13 protein-coding genes and 1 riboswitch are annotated in these 13723 nt (G+C 71.7%); of the genes, 11 read left to right on the top strand and 2 right to left on the bottom strand.

Annotation, left to right across the window (positions count from 1 at the left end):
* Positions 1-263 precede the first annotated feature (263 nt).
* Complete coding sequence (gene whiG / locus ACIBNE_RS39135; RefSeq protein WP_399280497.1) at positions 264-1100, top strand: RNA polymerase sigma factor WhiG; 837 nt, start codon at positions 264-266, stop codon at positions 1098-1100.
* Between the two features lie 93 nt (positions 1101-1193).
* Positions 1194-1751 carry a TetR/AcrR family transcriptional regulator gene (locus ACIBNE_RS39130; RefSeq protein ID WP_399280533.1) on the top strand — a complete coding sequence of 186 codons (558 nt, stop codon included), beginning with the start codon at positions 1194-1196 and terminating at the stop codon, positions 1749-1751.
* On the opposite strand, the gene ACIBNE_RS39125 is transcribed toward ACIBNE_RS39130, so the two are convergent.
* Positions 1702-2460, bottom strand: coding sequence for a peptidoglycan DD-metalloendopeptidase family protein (locus tag ACIBNE_RS39125; RefSeq protein WP_399280495.1), 759 nt, complete (start codon positions 2458-2460; stop codon positions 1702-1704). The genes ACIBNE_RS39130 and ACIBNE_RS39125 overlap by 50 nt on opposite strands.
* Positions 2461-2736: 276 nt before the next feature.
* Between ACIBNE_RS39125 and rpsB the strand changes: the two genes are divergently transcribed.
* The 9 genes from rpsB to ACIBNE_RS39080 all read left to right on the top strand — a co-directional run bounded on the left by rpsB (position 2737) and on the right by ACIBNE_RS39080 (position 12648).
* Positions 2737-3639, top strand: a complete 903-nt coding sequence (rpsB, locus tag ACIBNE_RS39120) for a 30S ribosomal protein S2 (RefSeq protein ID WP_399280493.1) — start codon at positions 2737-2739, stop codon at positions 3637-3639.
* A gap of 94 nt (positions 3640-3733) precedes the next feature.
* The gene (tsf, locus tag ACIBNE_RS39115; RefSeq protein ID WP_399280491.1) at positions 3734-4570 is read left to right on the top strand and encodes a translation elongation factor Ts; all 837 of its coding nucleotides are present in this window, start codon (positions 3734-3736) and stop codon (positions 4568-4570) included.
* A 168-nt stretch (positions 4571-4738) separates the two neighbouring features.
* A complete protein-coding gene (gene pyrH, locus ACIBNE_RS39110) occupies positions 4739-5518 on the top strand; it encodes a UMP kinase (protein WP_399280489.1) in 780 nt (259 codons plus the stop codon).
* Positions 5519-5652: 134 nt separating this feature from the next.
* The gene (gene frr, locus ACIBNE_RS39105; protein WP_344074913.1) at positions 5653-6210 is read left to right on the top strand and encodes a ribosome recycling factor; all 558 of its coding nucleotides are present in this window, start codon (positions 5653-5655) and stop codon (positions 6208-6210) included.
* Positions 6210-7310 (top strand): phosphatidate cytidylyltransferase, encoded by a 1101-nt coding sequence (locus tag ACIBNE_RS39100; RefSeq protein WP_399280486.1) that lies wholly within the window; start codon positions 6210-6212, stop codon positions 7308-7310. Before frr ends, ACIBNE_RS39100 begins: the two co-directional genes overlap by 1 nt.
* 178 nt (positions 7311-7488) lie before the next feature.
* Positions 7489-8601: a 23S rRNA (adenine(2503)-C(2))-methyltransferase RlmN gene (rlmN, locus tag ACIBNE_RS39095; protein WP_399280484.1), complete on the top strand. Its 1113-nt coding sequence runs from the start codon at positions 7489-7491 to the stop codon at positions 8599-8601.
* A 19-nt stretch (positions 8602-8620) separates the two neighbouring features.
* Positions 8621-8724, top strand: a riboswitch (TPP riboswitch).
* A gap of 77 nt (positions 8725-8801) precedes the next feature.
* The gene (locus ACIBNE_RS39090; protein WP_399280482.1) at positions 8802-9902 is read left to right on the top strand and encodes a thiamine ABC transporter substrate binding subunit; all 1101 of its coding nucleotides are present in this window, start codon (positions 8802-8804) and stop codon (positions 9900-9902) included.
* A 69-nt stretch (positions 9903-9971) separates the two neighbouring features.
* Entirely contained in the window at positions 9972-11597 is a 1626-nt protein-coding gene (locus ACIBNE_RS39085) for an ABC transporter permease (protein WP_399280531.1), read from the top strand.
* A 1-nt stretch (position 11598) separates the two neighbouring features.
* The gene (locus tag ACIBNE_RS39080; RefSeq protein ID WP_399280480.1) at positions 11599-12648 is read left to right on the top strand and encodes an ABC transporter ATP-binding protein; all 1050 of its coding nucleotides are present in this window, start codon (positions 11599-11601) and stop codon (positions 12646-12648) included.
* A gap of 128 nt (positions 12649-12776) precedes the next feature.
* On the opposite strand, the gene ACIBNE_RS39075 is transcribed toward ACIBNE_RS39080, so the two are convergent.
* Complete coding sequence (locus ACIBNE_RS39075) at positions 12777-13703, bottom strand: hypothetical protein (protein ID WP_399280478.1); 927 nt, start codon at positions 13701-13703, stop codon at positions 12777-12779.
* Positions 13704-13723 lie beyond the last annotated feature (20 nt).

Genomic DNA, 13723 nt, shown 5'->3' with positions numbered 1-13723 from the left:
GCATTCGGGTGAAAAGGTAATGACGATGACTTTCGCAGCCGATCGCGCAGCCCGCTCGACAGTCGATCCGGGGCCGTCGCCGTGGTCGGCGGCCCCGGATCGAAGATGTGGCCGAGCGCATGTCACCGCACAGGTGCGATCTCCCGTCGGGAGCGCACCGCGACAGTTCAGTCACGCTACGCTCACGAGGATCCCCGCTCCGGCGCAAGTCCCGTCTTACGTCACGGCACCCCACGACACAGCAGAACGGCTCAAGGCGACGCATGCCCCAGCACACCTCCGGGTCTGACCGCGCGGCAGCACCGCCCGCTGCGCGCGGCACGGTGCGGCCCCCCGCCCCCTCGTCGGTCGACGAGCTGTGGCGGTCGTACAAGACCACGGGTGACGAGCGGCTGCGGGAGCAGTTGATCCTGCACTACTCGCCCCTGGTCAAGTACGTCGCGGGCCGGGTGAGCGTGGGTCTGCCCTCCAACGTCGAACAGGCCGACTTCGTGTCGTCCGGGGTCTTCGGACTCATCGACGCCATCGAGAAGTTCGACGTCGAACGGTCCATCAAGTTCGAGACGTACGCGATCACCCGCATCAGGGGCGCGATGATCGACGAACTCCGGGCGCTGGACTGGATCCCCCGGTCCGTCCGGCAGAAGGCGCGGGCGGTCGAACGCGCCTACGCCACGCTGGAGGCGCAGTTCCGGCGCACGCCCACGGAGAGCGAGGTGGCGGGCGAGATGGGCATCGCGCTGGAGGAACTGCACGCCGTCTTCAGCCAGTTGTCCCTCGCCAACGTGGTGGCCCTGGAAGAGCTGCTGCACGTCGGTGGCGAGGGCGGCGACCGGCTCAGCCTGATGGACACGCTGGAGGACACCGCCGCGGACGATCCCGTGGAGGTCGCCGAGGACCGCGAGCTGCGCAGGCTCCTCGCGCGGGCCATCAACACCCTCCCCGACCGGGAGAAGACCGTCGTCACGCTCTACTACTACGAGGGCCTGACGCTCGCGGAGATCGGCAACGTGCTGGGCGTCACCGAGAGCCGGGTCAGCCAGATCCACACCAAGTCGGTGCTCCAGCTGCGGGCCAAACTGGCGGACGTCGGGCGCTGACCGGCGTCCCCCGCCCGCTTTTCGGACGGCGGGCCCCCGTCGCGGCGGGCCCGGTCGTAAGGTGGGTGCGTGCCCAGGATTCGAGCGGCCTCGGTGGCCGAGCACCGGACCATGCAGCGCGCCGCCCTCCTGGACGCCGCGCGATCCCTGCTGTCCGAAGGCGGTACGGAGGCGCTGACCTTCCCCGCCCTCGCCGAGCGCACCGGCCTCGCCCGGTCGTCCGTCTACGAGTACTTCCGTTCGCGGGCCGCCGTCGTCGAGGAGCTGTGCGCGGTCGACTTCCCCGTCTGGGCCGCCGAGGTCGAGGCCGCGATGGAGCGCGCCGACGCCCCCGACGGCCGGGTCGAGGCGTACGTGCGCGCCCAGCTCGCCCTCGTCGGCGACCGGCGCCACCGGGCGGTCGTGGCGATCTCCGCGAGCGAGCTGGACGCGGGCGCGCGGGAGAAGATCCGCGCCGCGCACGGGGGGCTCGTCGCGATGATCGTGTCGGCGCTCGGGGAGCTGGGGCACGAGCAGCCCCGGCTGGCCGCGATGATGCTCCAGGGCGTCGTGGACGCGGCCGTGCGCCGCATCGAGCTCGGCGCGGCGGAGGAGCCCGACGTCATCGCCGACGCCGCGGTCGGCATGGCGCTGCGGGGCGTGCGGGGCTGAGGCCCCGTGCCCGGTGAAGCGGGCGGGACCGCTCCTGGGCGCCGCCCGGGGGCAGTGGCACCCCGAAGACCGGGAGCAGCCGGGACGGCCCGCGCCGCAGCAGCGCGGGCGGCAGCAGGGTCAGCGGGTCGAGGTACGCCTCCCCGCTGCGCAGGCCCCAGTGCAGACAGCCGCCGGGGGCCGGGGCGGGCGCGCAGTGCGCGGGTCCGGGGGCCAGGACGGCCACCGGCTGACCGGCCGTGACGGTGTCGCCCGCCGCCGCCAGGGGCCGTACCGGCTCGTACGTGGTGCGCAGGCCCGCCCCGGTGGCCCCGCCCGCCCCGTCCGCGAGGTCGATCGAGAGCACGCCCTTGCCCGCGACGGGCCCCGCGAAGGCCACGGTCCCCGGCGCCGCCGCGACGACCACCGTGCCGGGCCGCGCCGCCAGGTCCACGCCCCGGTGGCCGGGGCCGTACGGCGTCGCGGGCGGGTCGAAGCCGCGCACGACCACCGGGCGCGTGAGGTTCCCCACGGAGTTCCCGACGGGCCAGGAGCGCCCCTCGCGGAGCGCCGGGCGGCTGCTCTCCGCGGGTCCGCTGAGCGCGGGGGCGGCCGCTGCGCGGTACCCGCGCGGCTCGGCGCGGACCGGGGGCTCGTGGGGGTGTGGGGCCGTCGTCAGGAGCGCCGTCGCCAGGAGCGCGGCGGCCACGGGCTGGAGTACCGGGTGCATGCCCCGCAGCCTGGCCGTACCCGGCCCCGCCGGGGGGATCATGGCTGGGATCTGTGGACCGCCGAGGGGTTGTGGACAGCGCCGTCACCCGACACCCGGACGGTCCCGTACACTTCTTGTGGCGATCCGGGTCACCGGGTCGACTTCGCACGCCCCGTCACCGGCCTCCTGAGTCGGTGGTCGCGCTTCTCGGTCCCTCGTGGCTGGCGCGTCGGGGCGTCAGGCGCGACCGCCGTCCGGCGGGAGCGATAACCGAGTACCTCAAGGAGTACGGCCATGGCCGTCGTCACGATGCGGGAGCTGCTGGAGAGCGGCGTCCACTTCGGTCACCAGACCCGTCGTTGGAACCCGAAGATGAAGCGCTTCATCTTCACGGAGCGCAACGGCATCTACATCATCGACCTCCTGCAGTCGCTGTCGTACATCGACCGCGCCTACGAGTTCGTGAAGGAGACCGTCGCGCACGGCGGCTCCATCATGTTCGTCGGCACGAAGAAGCAGGCCCAGGAGGCCATCGCCGAGCAGGCCACCCGCGTGGGCATGCCCTACGTGAACCAGCGCTGGCTCGGCGGCATGCTGACCAACTTCTCCACCGTCTACAAGCGTCTGCAGCGCCTCAAGGAGCTCGAGCAGATCGACTTCGAGGACGTGGCGGCCTCGGGTCTCACCAAGAAGGAGCTCCTGGTCCTCTCGCGCGAGAAGGCCAAGCTGGAGAAGACCCTCGGTGGTATCCGCGAGATGCAGAAGGTGCCGAGCGCCGTCTGGATCGTCGACACCAAGAAGGAGCACATCGCCGTCGGTGAGGCGCGCAAGCTCCACATCCCGGTCGTCGCGATCCTCGACACCAACTGCGACCCCGACGAGGTCGACTACAAGATCCCGGGCAACGACGACGCGATCCGCTCCGTCACCCTGCTCACCCGCGTGATCGCCGACGCCGTCGCCGAGGGCCTCATCGCCCGTTCCGGCGTCGCCACCGGTGACTCGAAGCCGGGCGAGAAGGCCGCCGGCGAGCCGCTCGCCGAGTGGGAGCGCGACCTGCTCGAGGGCGACAAGAAGGCCGACGAGAAGGCCGAGGAGGCCCCGGCCGCCGCCGAGGCCCCCGTCGCCGAGGAGGCCCCCGAGGCCCCCGCCGCCGAGGCCCCGGCCGCCGAGGCCCCCGCCGCCGAGCAGGCCTGACCTCACAGGTTCGGCAGTTGACGGCGGGGGCCACCTGGTGCGCCCCCGCCGTCCACCCGTAGATCTTTCAGACTTCGAGAGAGAACACAGACTCATGGCGAACTACACCGCCGCTGACGTCAAGAAGCTCCGTGAGCTCACCGGCGCCGGCATGATGGACTGCAAGAAGGCTCTGGACGAGGCCGAGGGCAACGTCGACAAGGCCGTCGAGGCGCTGCGCATCAAGGGCCAGAAGGGCGTCGCCAAGCGCGAGGGCCGCTCCGCCGAGAACGGCGCCGTGGTCTCCCTGATCGCCGACGACAACACCTCCGGCGTCATCGTCGAGCTGAAGTGCGAGACGGACTTCGTCGCCAAGGGCGAGAAGTTCCTCGCCGTCGCCGAGGCGCTGGCCGCCCACGTCGCCAAGACGAACCCGGCCGACATCGCCGCGCTGCTCGCCTCCGAGATCGAGGCCGGCAAGACCGTGCAGGCGTTCGTGGACGAGGCCAACGCCAACCTCGGCGAGAAGATCGTCCTGGACCGCTTCGCGCAGTTCTCCGGCGGTTACGTCTCCGCGTACATGCACCGCACCATGCCCGACCTGCCCCCGCAGATCGGTGTTCTCGTCGAGCTCGACAAGGAGAACGCCGAGATCGCCAAGGGCGTCGCGCAGCACATCGCCGCCTTCGCGCCGAAGTACCTCACCCGTGAGGACATCCCGGCCGAGGTCGTCGAGTCCGAGCGCCGCGTCGCCGAGGAGACCACCCGCGCCGAGGGCAAGCCCGAGGCCGCGCTCCCGAAGATCGTCGAGGGTCGCGTCAACGCGTTCTACAAGGACGCCACCCTGCTGGGCCAGCCCTACGCGCTGGACCAGAAGAAGTCCGTCCAGCAGATCCTGGACGAGGCCGGCGTCGTCCTGAAGCGCTTCGCGCGCATCAAGGTCGGCATCTGAGTCCGTACGCGATCGACAGCGATCGACGCGAGACCCCGCTAGGGTCTAGTGCAGTCGTCGGCCGCACCCGAGCCGCACGACCGCAGATCTGACGAGGAGGCCATTGCCGCTGAGGGACACCAGACCCACCGGCAATGGCCTCCTTCGCATGTGCACGAGGAGATCCCCATGAACAACGGCGCGGACGACCACCACGCGAAGAACCAGAAGCGCGAAGACGGCAAGATCGCCGGGCGCGTCATGCTGAAGCTGTCAGGCGAGGCATTCTCCGGCGGCACCGGCCTCGGCGTCGACCCCGACGTCGTGCACGCCATCGCCCGCGAGATCGCCGCGGTCGTCCGGGACGGCGCGGAGGTCGCGGTCGTCATCGGCGGCGGCAACTTCTTCCGCGGCGCCGAGCTCCAGCAGCGCGGCATGGACCGGGCCCGCTCCGACTACATGGGCATGCTCGGCACGGTCATGAACTGCCTCGCCCTCCAGGACTTCCTGGAGAAGGAGGGCATCGACAGCCGCGTGCAGACCGCCATCACCATGGGCCAGGTCGCCGAGCCGTACATCCCGCTGCGCGCCGTGCGGCACCTGGAGAAGGGCCGCGTCGTCATCTTCGGCGCGGGCATGGGCATGCCGTACTTCTCCACGGACACCACCGCCGCCCAGCGCGCCCTGGAGATCGACGCCGAGGTCATGCTCATGGGCAAGAACGGGGTCGACGGCGTCTACGACTCCGACCCCAAGACCAACCCCGACGCGGTGAAGTTCGACGCGCTGGAGTACGGCGAGGTCATCGCCCGGGACCTCAAGGTCGCCGACATGACCGCCATCACCCTCTGCCGGGACAACCAGCTGCCGATCCTCGTCTTCGAGCTGCTCGCGGAGGGCAATATCGCCCGCGCGGTCAAGGGTGAGAAGATCGGCACGCTCGTCAGCGACCGGGGTACCCGGGCCTGATTCCCCCGGGGCCCCGCCCCAGAGGATGGACAACGGCCTGCCGGTCGGACACCGTGCAGGTGAAGACGCGGGTAATGACGCGGGTGACGCCCACTGACGCGGGTCGCGCCCACTCAAGACACCAGGAGCAAGTGGTGATCGAAGAAATCCTCCTCGAAGCCGAGGAGAAGATGGAGAAGGCCGTCGTGGTCGCCAAGGAGGACTTCGCGGCGATCCGCACCGGGCGTGCGCACCCGGCGATGTTCAACAAGATCGTGGCCGACTACTACGGCGCGCTGACGCCGATCAACCAGCTGGCCTCGTTCTCGGTCCCCGAGCCGCGCATGGCCGTGGTCACGCCGTTCGACAAGAGCGCGCTGCGCAACATCGAGCAGGCCATCCGCGACTCCGACCTCGGGGTCAACCCGAGCAACGACGGCAGCATCATCCGGGTGACCTTCCCCGAGCTGACGCAGGACCGCCGCAAGGAGTACATCAAGGTCGCCAAGACCAAGGCCGAGGACTCCAAGATCTCGATCCGCTCCATCCGCCGCAAGGCGAAGGAGACGCTCGACAAGCTCGTCAAGGACAAGGAGTCCGGCGAGGACGAGGTCCGCCGTGCCGAGAAGGAGCTCGACGACACCACCGCGAAGTACGTGGCGCAGGTGGACGAGCTGCTGAAGCACAAGGAAGCCGAGCTGCTCGAGGTCTGATGAACGACTCTTCCTGGGGATCCCCGGCGGGAGCCGGATACTGGGGATCGCCCGAGATGGGGGCCGCCCCGGCGGGTCCCGCACACGATGTGCACGAAGCCCAGCAGACTCGGCCCATGCCCATCGTGCCGGACGTTCCCGACGCAGGTAGAGACGCTGACGACCACGATCGCCGGAGTCAGGGGGCCGGGAGTTCCCACGGCCCCCTGTTCCGTGACGAGGCGCCTGTGGCCGCGCGGCCCCTGGCGGAGGAACCCATGGCCGTCCAGCCTCCGACCCCGCCCCAGAAGAAGCGCGCCGGCCGCGACCTGCGCGCCGCCATAGGGGTCGGGGTGGGGCTCGGCGCGGTCATCGTCGCCTCGCTCTTCATCGTGAAGCCCGTGTTCCTCGGCGTGATAGCGATCGCCGTGGTGGTCGGCCTCTGGGAGCTGACCTCCCGCCTGGAGGAGCGCAAGGGCATCAGGGCCCCGCTGGTACCGCTCGCGGTCGGCGGCGCCGCGATGGTCGTGGCGGGCTTCGTCCGGGGGGCCGAGGGCGCCTGGGTGGCCATGGCGCTCACCGCGCTCGCGGTGCTCGTGTGGCGGATGACCGAGCCGCCTGAGGACTACCTGCGGGACGTCACCGCGGGCGTCTTCGCGGCGTTCTACGTGCCGTTCCTGGCCACGTTCGTGGCGATGATGCTGGACGCCCCCGACGGCGACTGGCGCGTGCTGACGTTCCTGCTCCTGACGATCGTCAGCGACACCGGGGCGTACGCGGTGGGCTGGCGCTTCGGCAAGCACAAGCTCGCCCCGCGCATCAGCCCCGGCAAGACCCGCGAGGGGCTGCTGGGCGCCATCGCCTTCTCGATGGTGGCGGGCGCGCTGTGCATGCAGTTCCTCATCGAGGACGGCACGTGGTGGCAGGGCCTGGTGCTCGGCTTCGCGGTCGCGGTCAGCGCCACCCTGGGCGACCTGGGCGAGTCCATGATCAAGAGGGACCTCGGGATCAAGGACATGGGGACGCTGCTGCCGGGCCACGGCGGCATCATGGACCGGCTCGACTCGCTGCTGCCGACCGCGCCCGTGGTCTGGCTGCTGCTGGTGATCTTCGTCGGGTAGTCCCGGCCGGTCCCGGTTATCCTGGAGGGCGCGTCGCTCGTGAGCGACGCGCCCTTCCGGCCTTCCGGGCCCGTCCAGGCGTCCGTCGGCCGGCCACCCCGCACCTCACCCCACTCCCGCGCACGCGGAGGTCGCCCGGCCTCGTCGTACCGAGGAACGCAACTAGGAGTTACCGCCCATGGCACGCCCCGCCCCGGGAGAACTGACCTTCGTGGCGCCGCGCGCGGCGAAGAAGCCGCCGCGCCACCTCGCCGACCTGACGCCCGCCGAGCGCAAGGAGGCCGTCGCCGCGATCGGCGAGAAGCCCTTCCGCGCCAAGCAGCTCTCCACGCACTACTTCGCGCGCTACGCGCACGACCCGGCGGAGTGGACCGACATCCCCGCGGGCTCCCGCGACAAGCTGCGCGCCGAGCTGCTGCCCGACCTGATGAGCGTCGTGCGGCACATCTCCTGCGACGACGACACCACCCGCAAGACCCTGTGGCGGCTGCACGACGGGACGCTGGTGGAGTCCGTCCTGATGCGCTACCCGGACCGGGTCACCATGTGCATCTCCTCGCAGGCCGGCTGCGGCATGAACTGCCCGTTCTGCGCCACGGGCCAGGCCGGGCTCGACCGCAACCTGTCGACCGCCGAGATCGTGCACCAGATCGTCGACGGCATGCGCGCGCTGCGCGACGGCGAGGTCCCGGGCGGGCCCGCGCGGCTGTCCAACATCGTCTTCATGGGCATGGGCGAGCCGCTGGCCAACTACAAGCGCGTCGTCGGCGCCATCCGCCGCCTCACCGACCCCGAGCCCGACGGCCTCGGCCTCTCCCAGCGCGGCATCACCGTCTCGACGGTCGGCCTCGTCCCCGCCATGCTGCGCTTCGCCGACGAGGGCTTCAAGTGCCGCCTCGCGGTCTCGCTGCACGCCCCCGACGACGAGCTGCGCGACACCCTCGTGCCGGTGAACACCCGCTGGAAGGTGCGGGAGGTGCTGGACGCGGCGTGGGAGTACGCCGAGAAGTCCGGCCGCCGCATCTCCATCGAGTACGCGCTGATCAGGGACATCAACGACCAGGCGTGGCGGGGCGACCTGCTCGGGCGGCTCCTCAAGGGCAAGCGCGTGCACGTCAACCTGATCCCGCTGAACCCGACGCCCGGCTCGAAGTGGACCGCGTCCCGCCCCGAGGACGAGAAGGCGTTCGTCGAGGCCATCGCGGCGCACGGAGTGCCGGTGACCGTCCGGGACACCCGTGGCCAGGAGATCGACGGAGCGTGCGGACAGCTGGCCGCTTCGGAGCGTTAGTATCGTGGCTTGAAATTGCATATTCCGGCAGGGGAGCGCCACAGCGCTGAGAGTGCGGCACGCCGCAGACCCTCAGAACCTCGCCCAGGTCATTCTGGGTAGGAAGTTCGGTCACCACTCAAGCTGTTGCGCCCTGCCCGCACGCCGTCGGCGTGCGGGCAGGGCCGCGTCTCTTCCTGGTCACCCAGGAGGAAAAACCAGTGAGCACCACCAGAAGGATCACCGCGGGCGCGCTCGCCGCCGCGCTCGGCGTCACCGCGCTCGCCGCCTGCGGCAGCGACAAGGACGAGAAGGACGGCTCGTCCGGCGCGGGCAAGGGCTCCAAGACCGTCACGCTCGTCAGCCACGAGTCCTTCGCGGCCTCGCCCGACGTGCTGAAGGAGTTCACCCGCCAGACCGGCTACACGGTCAAGGTCCTCAAGAGCGGCGACGCCATCGAGGCACTCAACAAGGAGATCCTCACCAAGGGCTCCCCGCAGGGCGACGTCTTCTTCGGCGTCGACAACACCTCGCTCTCCCGCGCCCTCGACAACGGCCTCTTCACGCCGTACGAGGCCAAGGGCCTGGACCAGGTCGCCGAGTCCGTCCAGCTCGACAAGGACAAGCACCGGGTCACGCCCGTCGACACCGGCGACGTCTGCGTCAACTACGACAAGAAGTACTTCGCCGACAAGAAGCTGGCGCCGCCCGCCTCCTTCGACGACCTGGTCAAGCCGGAGTACAAGGACCTCCTCGCCGTCGAGAACGCCCAGACCTCGTCGCCCGGCCTGAGCTTCCTGCTCGGCACCGTCGCGGCCTACGGCGACGACGGCTGGAAGGAGTACTGGGGCAAGCTCAAGGACAACGGCGTCAAGGTCGTCAACGGCTGGGACCAGGCGTACAACCAGGAGTTCTCCGGCTCGGCCGGCGGCAGGAAGGCCAAGGGCGAGCGGCCGCTCGTCGTCTCGTACGCCTCCAGCCCGCCCGTCGAGGTGCTGTACGCCAAGCCGCAGCCGACCCAGGCGCCCACCGGCGTCGCCGTAGGCACCTGCTTCCGCCAGACCGAGTTCGCCGGGCTGCTGACCGGCGCGAAGAACGAGGCGGGCGGCAAGGCGCTGCTCGACTTCCTGATCGGCAAGCGGTTCCAGGCGGACATGCCGCTCAACATGTTCGTGAACCCGGTGACCGCCAACGTGCCGCTGCCCGAGCTGTTCGTCCGGCACGGCGCCGTGGTCTCCAAGCCGCAGACCATGGAGCCCGAGAAGATCGCGAAGAACCGCGACCAGTGGGTCGGGGCCTGGGCCTCGATCGCCGTCAAGTGAGCCGTACGACGTGATGCGGCGTACGACGTGAAGCGGCGGACGCGCGGGGGCGCGGCGCGGCTGGGGCTGATGCTCCTGCCCGTCGCGTTCTTCGCGGTCTTCTTCGCCTACCCCGTGACCGCCATCGTCGGGCGCGGGCTGAAGGCCGACGGGGCGTGGGAGTTCGGGCGCGTCGGCGAGGTGCTGGGCCGTCAGGACATCCTGGACGTCCTCTGGTTCACCACCTGGCAGGCCGCCGCGTCGACCGCGCTGACCCTGCTGGTCGCGCTGCCCGGCGCGTACGTCTTCGCGCGCTTCGACTTCCCCGGCAAGGCGCTGCTGCGCGCGGTGGTGACCGTGCCGTTCGTGCTGCCGACCGTGGTCGTCGGCACGGCGTTCCTCGCGGTCCTCGGGCGCGGCGGACTGCTCGACGAGGCGTGGGGCGTACGGCTCGACACCACGGTCTGGGCCATCCTGCTCGCCCACGTCTTCTTCAACTACGCGGTCGTCGTACGGACCGTCGGCGGTCTGTGGGCGCAGCTCGACCCCCGGCAGGAGGAGGCCGCGCGGGTGCTCGGCGCCTCGCGCCTCACGGCCTGGCGGCGGGTGACGCTGCCCGCGCTCGGGCCCTCGGTCGCGGCGGCGGGCGTGATGGTCTTCCTCTTCACCTTCACCTCCTTCGGCGTCGTGCAGATCCTGGGCGGACCGTCGTACTCCACGCTCGAAGTGGAGATCTACCGGCAGACCGCCCAGGTCTTCGACCTGTCCACGGCCGCCGTGCTGACCCTGGTGCAGTTCGCCGCGGTCGGCGCGATCCTCGGCGTCCACGCCTGGACCGTACGGCGCCGGGAGAGCGCGCTGCGGCTCGTCGACCCGGCGGGCACCGCCCGGCGGCCCGCGGGCGCGGGGCAGTGGGCGGTGCTCGGCGGGGTGCTGCTGAGCGTGCTGCTGCTGGTGCTGGTGCCGCTCGGGGTGCTGGTGGAACGGTCCTTCGCGGTCGGCGACGGCTACGGCCTCGACTTCTACCGGGCGCTGGGCGAACTCGACCCGGCGGGCGGCGTCTTCCTGGTGCCGCCCATCGAGGCCGTGTGGAACTCGCTGTCGTACGCGGTGGTGGCCACGGCCCTCGCGCTGCTGATCGGCGGGCTCGCCGCCGCCGCGCTGGCCCGGCGCGACGGGCCGCTGCGCCGCCTCGTGCGGGGCTTCGACGCGCTGCTGATGCTGCCGCTGGGGGTCTCGGCGGTGACCGTCGGCTTCGGCTTCCTGATCACGATGGACGAGCCGCCGCTCGACCTGCGCGCCTCCTGGATCCTGGTGCCGCTGGCCCAGGCGCTGGTCGGGGTGCCCTTCGTCGTACGGACCATGCTGCCCGTGCTGCGCGCGGTGGACGGGCGGCTGCGCGAGGCGGCGGCGGTGCTCGGGGCCTCGCCGCTGCGGGTTTGGCGCGAGGTGGACCTGCCGATGGTGCGGCGGGCGGTGCTGGTGGCGGCCGGGTTCGCGTTCGCGGTGTCGCTCGGGGAGTTCGGGGCGACGGTGTTCCTCGCGCGGCCCGACCGGCCGACGCTGCCGGTGGCCGTGGCGCGGCTCATCGGACGGCCCGGCGAGATGAACTACGGGCAGGCGATGGCGTTGAGCACGGTGTTGATGGTGGTGTGCGCGGTGTCTCTGGTGTTGCTGGAGCGGGTGCGGAACGAGCGGACGAGCGGAGAGTTCTGAGGTGCTTCGTCTTGACGGGGTGACCGTGCGGTTCGGGGAGCGGGCCGTCCTCGACGCGGTCGACCTGGAGGTCGCCGACCACGAGATCGTGTGCGTGCTCGGGCCCAGCGGGAGCGGCAAGTCGACGCTGCTGCGGGTCGTCGCCGGGCTCCAGGACGTGGCCGCCGGGCGGGTCGAGCTGGCGGGCGCCGACCAGGCGGGGGTGCCCGTGCACCGGCGGGGGGTGGGGCTGATGTTCCAGGACCACCAGCTGTTCCCGCAGCGGGACGTGGCGGGGAACGTGGCGTTCGGGCTGCGGATGCGGGGGGCTTCGCGCGGGGCCGCCGGGAGTGCCGGGCGCGCTGAGCGGGCGCGGCGCGTGGCGGAGCTGTTGGAGCTCGTCGGGCTGCCGGGCGCCGAGCGGCGGGCCGTCGCCGCGCTGTCGGGCGGCGAGCAGCAGCGGGTGGCGCTCGCGCGGGCGCTGGCCCCCGAGCCGCGGCTGCTGATGCTCGACGAGCCGCTGGGGCAGCTCGACCGGGGGCTCAGGGAACGGCTCGTGGTCGAGCTGCGCGAGCTCTTCGGGCGGCTCGGTACGACGGTGCTCGCGGTCACCCACGACCAGGGCGAGGCGTTCGCGCTCGCGGACCGGGTCGTGGTGATGGAGGCGGGGCGCGTGGCGCAGGCCGGGACGCCTCTTGAGGTGTGGGAGCGGCCCGTTTCGGAGTTCGTCGCGCGGTTCCTCGGGTTCGAGAACGTGGTCGACGCGGTGGTGCGGGGGGACGTCGCCGCGACGGAGTGGGGCGACGTGCCCGTGCCCGGCGGCTCGCCCGAGGGGCCGGGGAAGGTGCTCGTGCGGCCCGGCGGGGTGCGGATCGGGGAGCCCGGGGGCGGTGCGCTGCGGTGTGTCGTCGAGGGGCGGACGTTCCGGGGGAACCACGTGGCCGTGTCGCTGCGGCCCGAGCGGGGGGCCTTGCTGGAGGCGGAGTGCGGATTGCGGGACGCGCCTGAGGCGGGGGCGGTGGTGGGGGTCTCGTTCGAGGCGGGGGAGGTTGTGGTGCTGGGGGTGGGGTAGGTCGTGGGGGCGCCGGTGCGTGGCGCGTGTGCCCCACTCTCGCGCAGGTCCCCGCGCCCCTGAAGGGGCGCCTGTTCGCGCGTACATTGCAAGAAGCCCCGCGCTCCTGACGGGGCGCGGGGCTGTTGTTAGGGCGTGTGTGTCAGTTCCGGGGCGTTCGCCGGTTCTTCCGGCTCCGCCGGGCCCGTGCCGTGGGCTTCTGGGGAGCCGTACCAGGCCACCGCCACCGCTCCCGCCACCGCCAGGGCGAAGCCGACCACTGCCAGCCAGGCCATTCCCGGGCGGGACGCGTCGCCCAGCCACAGGACCCCGATCGCGCCCGGCAGCACCGTCTCGCCCACCACCAGCGCCGCCGTCGCGCCGTTCACCGAGCCGATCTGGAGCGCCACCGTGTGCAGGTACATCCCGCCCGCGCCCGCCACGAAGATCGCGTAGAAGGCCGGGTCCGTGAGCAGCGCGACCGGGTCGAACGGGTCGATGCCGTCGAGGATCCGCACGCCCACGCCGATCGCGCCGAAGCCGAGGCCGGAGAGCAGACCGGCCAGGATCGCGGCGCGGGCCCCCAGGAACCGTACGGCGACCGTGCCGCCGACCATCAGCACCAGCGAGATCACCAGCAGCCACCAGTGCGTGGCCCGCGACGCGTCGCCGCCGCCCTCGTGGCCCGCCGCCGTCGCCAGCAGGACCAGTGCCGAGCAGACCACGCCGATCGAGATCCACTCGTTGCGGGTCAGCCTGATCCCCAGCAGCTTGACGCTGAGCACCGCGGTGACCACCAGGTTCGCGCTGATCACCGTCTGGGAGAGGAACAGCGGCAGCATCCGCGCGGCCAGGGCGCCGAGCCCGAAGCCGACGAAGTCCAGGATCGTGCCGACGATGAACTCCCAGGTCATCGCCGCCTGCGCGGTGGACTGGAGGTTCGGCCCGCCGTGCTGGGTGACGCCCGCTCCCGCGCCGCCGCGGCGCGCGGACTTGCGGGACCCCACGGCTTGCAGGACCGAGCCCGTGCCGTAGCAGATCGAGGCCGCGACAGCGGTCAGTAGGCCGATCAGCACCAAGTGCTCCGTTCAGAGAG

It is taken from the genome of Streptomyces sp. NPDC050504 (assembly GCF_044458065.1).
Classification (GTDB): Bacteria; Actinomycetota; Actinomycetes; order Streptomycetales; family Streptomycetaceae; genus Streptomyces.
The sequence above is the reverse complement of the archived record's forward strand: the minus strand, read 5'-3'. Positions and strand labels throughout refer to the sequence as shown.

Coding starts and splice junctions, on each gene's coding strand:
- whiG (WP_399280497.1), top strand. CDS start 264: ATGCCCCAGCACACCTCCGGGTCTGACCGCGCGGCAGCACCGCCCGCT.
- ACIBNE_RS39125 (WP_399280495.1), bottom strand. CDS start 2,460: ATGCACCCGGTACTCCAGCCCGTGGCCGCCGCGCTCCTGGCGACGGCG.
- rpsB (WP_399280493.1), top strand. CDS start 2,737: ATGGCCGTCGTCACGATGCGGGAGCTGCTGGAGAGCGGCGTCCACTTC.
- tsf (WP_399280491.1), top strand. CDS start 3,734: ATGGCGAACTACACCGCCGCTGACGTCAAGAAGCTCCGTGAGCTCACC.
- pyrH (WP_399280489.1), top strand. CDS start 4,739: ATGAACAACGGCGCGGACGACCACCACGCGAAGAACCAGAAGCGCGAA.
- ACIBNE_RS39100 (WP_399280486.1), top strand. CDS start 6,210: ATGAACGACTCTTCCTGGGGATCCCCGGCGGGAGCCGGATACTGGGGA.
- rlmN (WP_399280484.1), top strand. CDS start 7,489: ATGGCACGCCCCGCCCCGGGAGAACTGACCTTCGTGGCGCCGCGCGCG.
- ACIBNE_RS39085 (WP_399280531.1), top strand. CDS start 9,972: ATGCTCCTGCCCGTCGCGTTCTTCGCGGTCTTCTTCGCCTACCCCGTG.